9 protein-coding genes are annotated in these 11,473 nt (G+C 63.1%); 8 read left to right on the plus strand and 1 reads right to left on the minus strand.

Translation table 11 applies throughout. From position 1 onward, the window contains the following. Positions 1–117: 117 nt before the first annotated feature. Positions 118–1,263: a DUF3068 domain-containing protein gene (locus tag KRX51_RS08945; RefSeq protein WP_218362788.1), complete on the plus strand. Its 1,146-nt coding sequence runs from the start codon at positions 118–120 to the stop codon at positions 1,261–1,263. A gap of 156 nt (positions 1,264–1,419) precedes the next feature. Next, complete coding sequence (locus tag KRX51_RS08950; RefSeq protein ID WP_218362789.1) at positions 1,420–3,150, plus strand: hypothetical protein; 1,731 nt, start codon at positions 1,420–1,422, stop codon at positions 3,148–3,150. Here the strand turns inward: KRX51_RS08950 and KRX51_RS08955 are convergent. Continuing rightward, positions 3,147–4,298: a glycosyltransferase family 4 protein gene (locus KRX51_RS08955; RefSeq protein ID WP_218362790.1), complete on the minus strand. Its 1,152-nt coding sequence runs from the start codon at positions 4,296–4,298 to the stop codon at positions 3,147–3,149. The genes KRX51_RS08950 and KRX51_RS08955 overlap by 4 nt on opposite strands. Positions 4,299–4,497: 199 nt before the next feature. Here KRX51_RS08955 and KRX51_RS08960 point away from each other — a divergent pair, with 199 nt between their 5' ends. From KRX51_RS08960 to KRX51_RS08985, 6 genes are all read left to right on the plus strand, one after another. After that, the gene (locus KRX51_RS08960) at positions 4,498–5,325 is read left to right on the plus strand and encodes a bifunctional 2-polyprenyl-6-hydroxyphenol methylase/3-demethylubiquinol 3-O-methyltransferase UbiG (RefSeq protein ID WP_255549604.1); all 828 of its coding nucleotides are present in this window, start codon (positions 4,498–4,500) and stop codon (positions 5,323–5,325) included. 155 nt (positions 5,326–5,480) lie between these two features. After that, positions 5,481–6,716 (plus strand): acetyl-CoA C-acetyltransferase, encoded by a 1,236-nt coding sequence (locus KRX51_RS08965; RefSeq protein ID WP_218362792.1) that lies wholly within the window; start codon positions 5,481–5,483, stop codon positions 6,714–6,716. A gap of 46 nt (positions 6,717–6,762) precedes the next feature. Beyond that, positions 6,763–9,006 carry a 3-hydroxyacyl-CoA dehydrogenase NAD-binding domain-containing protein gene (locus tag KRX51_RS08970; protein ID WP_218362793.1) on the plus strand — a complete coding sequence of 748 codons (2,244 nt, stop codon included), beginning with the start codon at positions 6,763–6,765 and terminating at the stop codon, positions 9,004–9,006. Between the two features lie 11 nt (positions 9,007–9,017). Next, entirely contained in the window at positions 9,018–9,176 is a 159-nt protein-coding gene (locus KRX51_RS08975; RefSeq protein WP_218362794.1) for a hypothetical protein, read from the plus strand. Positions 9,177–9,387: 211 nt separating this feature from the next. Then, entirely contained in the window at positions 9,388–10,209 is an 822-nt protein-coding gene (locus tag KRX51_RS08980; protein ID WP_218362795.1) for a GDSL-type esterase/lipase family protein, read from the plus strand. 129 nt (positions 10,210–10,338) lie between these two features. Continuing rightward, a complete protein-coding gene (locus KRX51_RS08985; RefSeq protein ID WP_218362796.1) occupies positions 10,339–11,424 on the plus strand; it encodes a hypothetical protein in 1,086 nt (361 codons plus the stop codon). Positions 11,425–11,473: the final 49 nt, after the last annotated feature.

Here is an 11,473-nt window from a genome sequence, read left to right on the forward strand (position 1 = left end):
AAAAGTGGCTGAATTTAGGAACTGTTTACCGATAATATTGGATTCTGACGCACCATCGCGCGAATACCTGCTAAGTTTTGACCGAGAAATCTCCACCGGCGGAAGGACCCTGCCCCCATGGCCAAGAAAATCCTGTCGCACCTTGCGATAATCATTGGTGCTGCGCTGATCATCATGGCGCTTTTGCTGCCGACGTATTTGGTGCCGAAGTTGCGCTCACTGCCGCTCGACACCCAGAGCACCACAGTAACTGAGGTCCGCGAAGGTGCACTGCTCGATTCCGGCGCATTCGCCAACAACGAGCCGGTGAAACCGCGCAAGGACGACCCCCGCTGCGAGGATGAAGACAACCTCCCGGTGCACTGCTTCATCAATGACGAGGTGCCGCTGAAGTCAGTGCGCCACGTACATATGGAGAACCCGGCCGACCATAAGGTCGTCACCTTCGAGGTTGGTACCACCATTTTGCGTACTGACCGGGAAGAGCCGAAGAACCTGATCAACGCCACCGTTGACCGCATCACCCTGGATCGTTCCACCCAGATGCCGGTCGAAGATGACATTTCCACTGTGGCGTTCTCCGACCCGCGCCAGCCCGGTGGCGACCAGCTGCAGGAATTCACCCGCCCCGGCATCCAGTACCAGTTCCCGATGGGCGCTGAGAAGAAGTCCTACAACTACTACGACGTCGTCGGCCTGCTGGATCAGCCGATCGACTTCCTGGGCGAAGAGAAGCAGGACGGCGAGACCGTCTACCGCTACGAGATGAAGATCGAGCCGGTCAACGTCTACGAGCAGTTCAAGGCCCACCAGACCATGAACGGCCGCGAACTGACCAAGGCCGACAAGGACTACCTTGCTTCGCTGCGCCTGAAGTTGCCGGCCCAGGCCTGGGGTCTCGAGGGCGATGAGGACGTCTCCATGGACCGCTGGTACGCCAACGTCCGTACCGTCCGCGTCGAGCCGACCACCGGCATGATCGTCAACGGCACCGAGCACATCATGCAGTTCTACGCCCGCGACGAGGCCGAAGCTAAGTCCCTGGCCTACGGCGATATGCGCAAGGAAGAGGTCAAGGACCGCAACCGCACCGCTATGGACTTCAACGCCCAGTGGTCCCCGGAGACCATGGACCGCCAGCTCTCCCAGGCCGTTGAGTCCCGCAAGATGCTCAATATCGCAGGTGTGTGGGCCCCGATCGTGCTTGGTCTGATCGGTATTGTCCTGGTCCTGCTCGGCATCCGCGGCGTGCGCCGCAGCTAACTGAACTGAGCTAAGACCTCCGCAGGTTGCACCCACCCCGTCGGCACCGTTTCGGTGTTGGCGGGGTGCGTTGCGTTCTGTGCAGCAAGAGCACTGCTGTGTAGCCAGAGTCCTGGAAGCATTCCGCCGGCGGGGGCAGCCCGTTAAACTTTTTGCGTGACCACAACAGCACCCACCCAACGCCGCGGCCCGGATTTCACCCCGGGTTCCTTGCTCGCAGTGTGGTGGACGCTGGCCATGACCGCCGCGGTGCTCTGGCCTTTTATGACCCACGGCGAGCTGCTGCTGCGCGATATGGTGGTGCCAGAAGTCCTGCCGCTTACCGACGCTGCCCTCGGCCTGGGGGATTCCCCGGCGCGAGCAGTACCGCAGGACGCGATCCTAGCTCTTATCGGTACCGCCCTGAACACGCCGACGGTGGTGACCGGGCTGCTCTTCACCGCCTTCATGATTGGCGGCGTATCGGCCTCTGAACTGGCCCGACGCCTTCTCGGTGCTGGACCGGCAGGACAGATCGCTGCGGTCACCATGACGATCTGGACCCCCTACGCCGTTGAGCGTTTATTGCAGGGCCATTGGTCTGTGGTGATTGCGGCGGTGTTATTGCCAGCTATTGCCTTAGCGTCGGTGACGCACCGCCCCGGGTGGCGGGCCTCAGCGATGGCGGTGGCCGGGCTGACCCCCACCGGGGCACTGCTGGCTGGTATTGCGGCCCTCACCGCAGCCCGTGACCTACGCGACCGGCTCCTCGCTGGACTCACCACTGCGCTGATCAGCGCCCCGTGGCTTATCGCCACTGCTGTTTCGCATAGCCCGGTGACCTCAGATGCCTCCGGTGCTGCTGCTTTCGCCCCGCGGGCCGAGCACCTCACCGGCACCATTGGGGCCCTGGCTGGCCTGGGCGGGATCTGGAATAGCGACGTAGTCCCCGCTTCCCGGGAGACCGGGGCCTCTGCGCTGCTGGTACTTGGCCTATTGGGCCTATTCCTGCTCGGGGCGCGGCGGGCCTGGCGCTGGGGTTGGCACGGGGGCATCACCGCCGAGGAGGCGTCCTTGCTGCACGCCCGACGCCGCCTCATTATGGTGGCGCCGCTGGTGGTGGTGCTCACCGCTGCGCTTGCTACCCCGTGGGGGATCGCTGCGATGGAGTCGGCCCTGGTGTCGGTGCCCGGCGCGGGTTTGCTGCGCGATGGGCAGAAATGGGTTGCCCTGGCTATTCCCGGTTATGGCTTATTGGCCGCCGCCGGCGCGGAGGCTATGGCCGCGCTGCTGCCGGATCGGCGCCGGTTCCTGGCCGGTGGTGTTGCCGCGCTGATGGTGATGGTCGCGGTGCCTGAGTTACCCACTGCGGTCGCCCCGCTGCGCCCGCAGCAGTCCTGGTCGGGCTGGCAGTGGGTGGCTGGCATTGTGGCGCTTGATGATGACGCTTTAGTGCCCCTGCCTGCCGCCTCGTACCGCATTATTAACGGCCGCCCGGTTTATGACCCGGCCACGAAAAGGCTTCCTGCCCCGGTGTTGGCTTCGGCGGAATTAAATGTCGGCGGGGAGCTTGTCGATGCTGCGGATGCGCGTGCCGCGGCCGCCAGGTCTGCTCTGCTAAGGGCCGACGATGATGCGGTGGCGACCCTGGCTGAGCTCGGTGTGGGCTGGGTGTTAGTCCAAGATTCCCCCGGCCCGATGGGCGCGGCTGAGACGGTGTTGGCGCAGCTGGACGAGGTTCACCGCGATGAGCGGCTGCGCCTGTACCACGTGCCTGGGCCGATTACGCAGCTGCCGCGGCCGGATCGCAGCCCAGCCTGGGTGGGCCTTGCCCTGTGGGCGGCGATGCTGCTGGCCGGGCCGGTGGCGGCGGCTCTGCGGGCGTTGCTGCGCCGCCCGGCGGGCTAGCGTCGCGCCGCCTCACGCAGCACCTCGGCCACAGCAGCTGTCGTCGCCGACCATTGGAAGGTCTGGGCACGCCGCTGCGCTGCCTGGCCTAACTCGGCGCGCAATGTCGGGTCGCTGAGGATTTCGCGGGCATGGTCGGTCAGCTGGGCCGGGCCGTCGGCAAGCAACCCTGTTTCGCCATCGACCACTGAGTCGCGCAGCCCCGCCGAGGACCGGTACCCCACCGTCGGCACGCCATGCAGCGCGGCCTCAATCACAGCCAAACCCCAGCCTTCTTTACGAGAAGGCATGATGTGCAGGTCAGCGGCTTCAAGTAGCTCGTGCTTGCGGGCCTCAGTGACCTGACCGTGGAAAGTGACCCGGTCCAGCACCCCGACGCGCTGGGCGTGTTGGCGCAGTTCTTCCCCCCACCAGCCCGAGCCGATAATGTCCAGGTGCACCTCGGGCAGCGAGCGCACCAGCACCGGCAAGGCACTGATGGCGTGCTCAATCTGCTTATGCGGCACCAGGCGGGACAAGGTGACCATGCGAGGGCCGGCGGCGTGTTCAGGATGGGCCGCTGTGGTGGGCTTGCCGACGGTTGCTGCCGGGGCGGTATCCACACCATTGCGGATAACAGTGATGTCCGCAGCGGCGACGCCGAGTTCGCGGAGGTCCGCCGCCGAGGGCTGGGAGACCGTGATGTAGCGGCAACCACGGTGCACCAGCGGAGATAATCGGGACTCGATGAACCAGCCGATAATGCCGGTCAGTCGGCCAGCGACCGGCCACTGTTCGCGGTGGCAATGGTGTGTGAGTACCACCGTCGGGGCGCCGGCGAAAATGCGGGCAAAAAACGGCACCCCGTTCTGGGTGTCCAGGACAACGTCGGGACGCCCCCCGAGGGCTTTACCGATCGGGCCGCGTCCGAAGCGGGCGGCGATCATCGCCAGCCATGCGCGCGGGTAGACCGTCATCCGGCCGCCGGCGCGGGAGAAGTGGACGCCTTGGGCCGTTGCGGCGCTTGGGGCGCCGGGATACGCCGCGGTGCGATAGACCACGGTGTCGCCGGCTGCGGCCAGGTCAACGGCCACGTGCTCGAGGTAGCGCTCACTGCCACCACCTTCGGGGTGGCCCGTGTCACGCCAGCACAGGAGCAAAACCTTCATGGGCGGCAATGGTAGTAACCGGCCCTGGCCCGGCGATCGGATACCCGGAGAAAAGGTGGTGGCGGTGGGGGTGGCGGCGCCAGCAACCCGGCACTGCCCTGGACTCGTAAGCGGGCACCGCAGCTGCATTCGGGCCGGATTCGGTAGTTTTAGCCCCGTGACCAATAAGCAGCCAGCCGAATCCACCGCCCCGGGCAGTCTGCGCGCCCAGCGCCGCGCCCATCTGCAACCACTGCGCGATTTCGCGAGCCTGCAGCGTAGTTTCGGCCTGCTTCGTGACTTCAAATACGAGCAAACCGACCCCGATATTTTTTATGGTCACCTCGCCGAGGACACGGTGCGGTTGCTTGAGCTCATCGCCGCGGGCGCTGATCCCGGCGACGGTGCGGCAGGCGGCGGCAGTGCCTTGTCCGGCAGCAGCCCCTTGTCCGGCAAGCGCATTCTGGACGTCGGTGGTGGTCCGGGTTATTTCGGTAAGGCGTTCGCCGAACGCGGGGTGAATTATTACACCTGTGAACCCGATGTCGGTGAGATGGCTGCGGCGGGGATTCGACTGGAATCGTCGGTACGCGGTTCGGGTTTGGCGCTTCCGTTCACCGATGCGGCTTTCGATCTCACGTATTCGTCGAATGTGGCCGAGCATGTCGCCGAACCCTGGCGGATGGGTAAGGAGATGTTGCGGGTTACTCGGCCGGGCGGGCTGATGGTGTACTCCTACACCTGCTGGTTTGGCCCATTTGGGGGCCACGAGATGGGTCGGACGCACTATTTCGGTGGGGATCGTGCCCGAGCTTGGTATGAGCGCAAACATGGGCACCCCCCGAAGAATTATTTCGGCAAGTCACTGTTTCGGGTTGACTGTGCCGACGGCCTGGCCTGGGGCAGGCAGATGCACCGCTGCGGGGAGGCCGATCTACTCGCCGCGTTTCCGCGGTATCACCCGCATTGGGCGTGGTGGCTTGTGGATATCCCGGTGCTGCGCGAGGTTGCGGTATCGAATCTTGTTCTGGTCATGCGCCGCCGATAGCGCCTGGTTGACCTAGCCAATTTTCCTTTGCAGGGCTAGGTGGGGGTACCTGCTGCTGAATTGTGCCGGTGGGGTTTCGCACAGTTGCAGACAGCGAAGGCCATCCACAGTTACAGTGACGTAGAACACCCTTTAGCCAATGCAGAGGAATAAACATGACCAACGCCACGAATCCCGCGGGCGGCGATGCCTTCATCTACGAAGCCATCCGCACTCCGCGCGGCAAGGGCAAGAACACCGGGTCGCTGTACTCGGTGCGCCCGGTTTCGCTACTCACCGGACTCATCGATGAGATCCGTAACCGTTTCCCCAACCTCGACGAGGAGCGCATTTCTGACCTCGTTGTGGGTTGTGTGACCCCTGTCGGCGACCAGGGCGCCGATATTGCCCGCACTGCTGGCTTGGCCGCCGGCCTGCCGTACCGCACCGGCGGTGTGCAGGTGAACCGTTTCTGTGCCTCGGGCCTGACCGCTATCAACCTCGCCGCCCAGAAGGTGGCTTCCGGTTTCGATGAGCTGGTGCTCGCCGGTGGTGTTGAATCCATGTCTCGTGTACCGATGGCTTCCGACGGCGGCGCGATGGCGATGGACGCCGAGGTTTCCTTCGGCACCGATTTCGTCCCGCAGGGCATTTCCGCTGACCTGATTGCCAGCCTGGATGGGTTCAACCGGGATCAGCTCGACCAGTTCGCTGTCCGTTCCCATGAACGCGCCGCGAAAGCCTGGGAGCAGGGTCTTTTTGACCGCTCGGTCGTTCCGGTCAAGGACGCTTCGGGCCTGACCATCCTGGACCGCGATGAGACCATCCGCCCCGGCACGACTGTGGAGTCGCTGTCCGGTCTGCGTCCCGCCTTCGCCATGATGGGCCAGATGGGTGGCTTCGACGCAGTTGCGCTGAAGAAGTACCCGCAGCTGCAGGAGATTACCCACCTCCACCACGCTGGTAACTCTTCCGGCATCGTCGATGGCGCTGCCATGACCCTCATCGGTAATGAGAAGGCCGGTGCGGATATGGGCATGGAGCCGCGCGCCCGCATTGTCGCTATGGCGGTCAATGGTGTGGAGCCGACCATCATGCTCACCGGCATTGAGCCGGCTGTGCGGGAGGCTCTTGGCAAGGCCAATCTGACCCCGGATGATATCGATGTCTGGGAGATCAACGAGGCGTTCTCGGCTGTGGTGCTGCACGCGCAGCAGCAGTTGGGTATTCCCGATGAGAAGCTCAATATCAATGGTGGCGCTATTGCGATGGGCCACCCGCTGGGTGCGACCGGTTCCATCATCACCGGCACCGCTATTGATGAGCTGCACCGCTCTGGTGGCCGCTATGGCCTGATCACTTTGTGTGTGGCCGGCGGTATGGGCATTGCCACCATCATTGAGCGCGTCTAACCCCACCCGAACGATTCAACTGCACGGCTTTCCAAGGAGATAAGAAATGACCGACAATATGTTCCGGTGGGATAAGGACGCGGATAACGTCGTCACGCTCACGATGGACGACCCCAACGCCCCTGTTAACACCATGAATCAGACCTTCCAGGCTGATATCGCCGCGACGGCGGATCGCCTCGAAGCAGAGCTTGCCGACGATGCGAACTCGATTCGCGGCATCATCATCACTTCCGCGAAGAAGACTTTCTTCGCCGGTGGCGACATCGTCCAGATGTCCAAGGCCACCAAGGACGACGCGGCTGAGATGTTCGCCAATGTGCAGTCCATGAAGGACTCACTGCGCCGCATTGAGAAGCTGCCGGTGCCGGTGGTTGCTGCCATTAATGGCGCGGCTCTCGGCGGTGGCCTCGAGGTTGCCCTGGCCGCTAATTACCGCATCGCCGCTGATGTGCGCGGTTCCAAGATTGGCCTGCCTGAGGTCACCCTGGGTCTGCTGCCCGGTGGCGGCGGCATTTCCCGCGTCACCCGCATGATTGGCCTGCAGGACGCCTTGATGAAGGTCATCCTCACCGGCGCCCAGATGAACCCGGGCAAGGCCCATAAGGTTGGTGTGGTCGATGAGGTTGTGTCGGCTGATGAGCTGCTCCAGCGCGCTCATGACTGGGTTACTTCCGACGATGCTGTGGCCCAGCAGCCGTGGGACGTGAAGGGCTTCCGGTTCCCCGGTGGCACCCCGTCCAATCCGAAGCTGGCGATGAACCTGCCGTCGTTCCCGGCGAACCTGACCAAGCAGCTCAAGGGCGCCCCGATGTTGGCACCGCGTCGTGCGATGCAGGCCGCTATCGAGGGCGCGCAGGTCGATATTGATACTGCGCTGACCATCGAGTCCCGTTATTTCACTGAGCTGGTCACCGGTACTCAGTCGAAGAACATGATGCAGGCGTTCTTCTTCGATCTGAATCATTGCAATGGTGGCGGCTCCCGCCCGACCCAGCAGGACGGCACCCCGTTCCCGAAGACGGAGTTCAAGAAGGTCGGCGTTGTCGGCGCGGGCATGATGGGCGCCGGTATCGCCTACGTGTGCGCCAAGGCCGGCATGGAGGTTGTGCTCAAGGACATCTCCATGGAGAACGCTGAGCGCGGCAAGGCGTATTCCGAGGGCCTGGAGAAGAAGGCTCTCGAGCGTGGCCGCACCACCGAGGAGAAGTCCAAGGCACTTCTGGACCGGATTAAGCCCACCGATTCCTACGACGACCTGTCCGATATTGACCTCGTCGTCGAAGCTGTCTTCGAGAACACTGATCTGAAGCATAAGGTCCACGCGGAGATTGAGGCCGCTGTGCCGAAGGATTGCGTGCTGGGTTCGAATACCTCGACCCTGCCGATTACCGAGCTGGGCTCCCATGTGGAGCGCACCGGTGATTTCATTGGCCTGCACTTCTTCTCCCCGGTGGACAAGATGAAGCTCATCGAGATCATCTCCGGTGATGACACTGACCCGGCCACTCTTGCTAAGGCTCTGGACTTCTCCGTGGCCATCCGCAAGATTCCGATTGTGGTCAATGACTCCCGTGGTTTCTACACCTCGCGTGTTATCGGCACCGTCATCAATGAGGCGCTGCGCATGGTGGTTGAGGGCTATGACCCGGCCATCATTGAGGCCGCTGGCCGCCAGGCTGGTTACCCCGCCCCGCAGCTGCAGCTTGCCGACGAGCTGAATCTGAAGCTGATGGAGAAGATCGCGAACGAGACCCGTGCTGCTTTCGAAGCCGAGGGCAAGACCCTGGACGAGGGCGGTGTGCCGGGCTTGGTGGACGCCATGATCAACAAGTACGAGCGTCCCGGCAGGCTCGAGGGCCAGGGCTTCTACAACTATGCGGACGGCAAGCGCGCCGGCCTGTGGGATGGCCTGTGGTCCGAGCTGGGCGCTGGCTCCATCGCCCCGGAGGACACTGACCTGCAGGATCTGATGGATCGCATGCTGTTCATCGAGGCCATCGAGACCCAGAAGTGCTTCGATGAGGGCGTTATTGAGGAGTCTGCCGATGCCAATATCGGCTCCATCTTCGGTATCGGCTACCCGGCATGGACCGGCGGCACCAAGCAGTTCATTGAGAACTACGACCGCTTCTCTGGTCGCCCGGTTGCTGCGAAGCACGCTGGTGTTGCTGCCGACGGCACGCTCGACGGCAAGCCGACCCGCGGTGTTGCCGGCTTCGTTGCCCGCGCCGAGGAGCTGGCTGCTAAGTACGGTGAGCGCTTCGAGGTTCCTGCTTCGCTGAAGTAGGCGCACCCGCTGTGCGGCTTTTAGCCGCCTGTGTCGCTTTCGCCGCTCTGGCCGCCCCGCCTGGACATCATGTCCGCGCGGGGCGGTTTGAGTTGTCGGCAGTGGTGGCCTCGGCATCGACGGTGGCGTTGGTGCTGGTGCTGGCGGCGGCGCCAGCGTCGGAAAGCTAACAACTCAAAAACATTGCATTGCACCCAAAACTAGGTAACTGCTAGCATTACAGGCACCTTTTCTGAGATCGGAATTTCCTTGCTGAACTGCTAATTTCCGCCATACCCGCCGGCTTCAACCCCGTCGGGTTGCGCAATTTCAGGGCTTTCAAGGTATCATTCCGATAACAGGTCTCGTAACACTAGTCACTTGCGTCACAAAAGGACTCCAATGCGTCTTCGCTCTATTCTCGCCTCCGTGGCCGCCACCGCCATGGCCGCTATCAGCCTGCCGATGGCAGCCCAGGCCGCGCCAGGCAATACCGTCGTTTTCGGCGACTCGCTTATCGCAAACCCGTCCGTGGCCGACTACGCCGCCTCGAAGATCCCGGGCCTGCCGAACCCGAAGATTTCCAAGTCCGGCTGCCCCACTGACTTCCTGTTCTCCGGCACCTACGGGGCAACCACCAACCGCCCCACCGATGACTACACCTGCGCCGGCGCTTCCTTCCGCACCGGCGGCATGCGCATTGATGCCGAAATTCAGCGCGCCATCGACCAGGGCGACCTGAACCCGCAGACCAGCGAGATCGTCATCCTCGCCGGCGCTAATGACACCTACCCGTACGTGCTCAATGAGCGCATGCCGGTGCCGCAGATCCGCGAGAACCTCCGTGTTGCCGTCCGTGACGCAGTGAATAAGGCCAAGCACCACGCACCCAATGCCCGCGTGAAGCTGGTCGGCTACCCGCGTATCGGCACCCCCACCGGTGAGGTGTGCGTGGTGAATACCACCCCGGGGCCGGGCGTTCCGACGCTGGGTGTCAACGTCAAGGAGGTCGAGGACGGTCTGCAGTGGGCTGTTGTCGACGCCGCCCGTGACACCGGTTCGCTCTTCGTCGACTCGAAGGGCATTTCCGCCGGCCACGAGATGTGCTCCCCGGACCGCTGGGTTGCTGGCATTATCGACACCACCGCCGGCCCGCATAACCTCATCCTGCATATGACTAATGACGGCCTGAGCGCTGTCGCCCGCAACGCCGCACTGGCCTAAGCAGCGACTTTTCCTCATCCACAGCCCGCCCCAGACACCTTCTGGGGCGGGCTGTGGCGCGTTTGGCGTTCCCTATCGGCCGATAATATGCTCTGTTAATTGAGATGAATTTTCTGCGATAGGTTATTCATGCACCACGTACCCGCCCGCCCATTTTCCCACCGCACGGCACTATCGGCCCTGGCCATCACTGCACTAACACTCACCGGATGCAGCAATGCCGATACTGAAGGCCCCGCCCCCGAGGCCGAAGAAAATACCCAAGCAGCACTTGACCAAGGCAATGGCGACGTCCCAGCAGCCTTCGAGGATGTCCTCGCCAACCCCGGATCAGTGCGGATTAGCGCCGCAGCCCAATACGACCCCACCGGCCAGTATTCCTACGCTGTGGTCGACTTCACCGCCGACGGCCAACCTGACCTGCTGCTTCGCGCGGACAGCACGGGAATCTCCCCGGTTGTGCTCATCACCGAGGACGGCGATGGCGGCGTCACTTCCTCCGTGGACACGCTTAGCAACGGGGCCGCCCGGAATGGCGACACACAGATCCAGGTCCTGGGCTCCCGCTCAGGCGACGGCATCTACGAGCGGAAAACGGACGCCAACGATTTCCAGGCCTCCAGCAGTCATTACACGCTAAGCGGCGATGAGATCACTCTCGAACAGACCACACCAGTCAAAGAAGGCGAACTACTCGAGGACCAGGTCGAACTCATCTGGCGCGATACCAAGACCCGGAAGAAACTCGACGGCTGGTACCGCAAAGATGACTTCCAGCTGCTAAAACCCGGCGCATCTACGGCAGGCAGCACCAGCCCCACCACCTCCGCGACCTCCACTGAGGCCACGGACGCCGCCGACGAACCCGTTGAACAGGGCGAATTGGTATTCACCGGCACTATCCGACAGATCACCAACGCCGAGATCATGGACGGCGGACCCACCCCCAACGGCGAACCCGCAGATGAGCTGCACTGGATCATCGAATTGGATAGTCCCCAGACGGTCACCGGACGCACCGCCGGTACGGAAACCCGAACCCGTACTATCACCCAGGCCTATCTCGGCGCGCCAGGAAGCTCCGGCTACGACTGGGACGCCTACCGCGGCCAGCATGTGCGAATCGTGGTGGATGAAAATAACCTCTGGTTCCCCACCGACACCGGAATGCCGCTAGGCATGCTGCGCATCGGCACCATTATCTCCGTCTCCTAGCATGTCCATCTCCTAGCCCCAAAGCCTAAGCCCCGCCGCCGCGCCATAA

Source organism: Corynebacterium sp. TAE3-ERU12 (genome assembly GCF_019209905.1).
Classification (GTDB): domain Bacteria; phylum Actinomycetota; class Actinomycetes; order Mycobacteriales; family Mycobacteriaceae; genus Corynebacterium.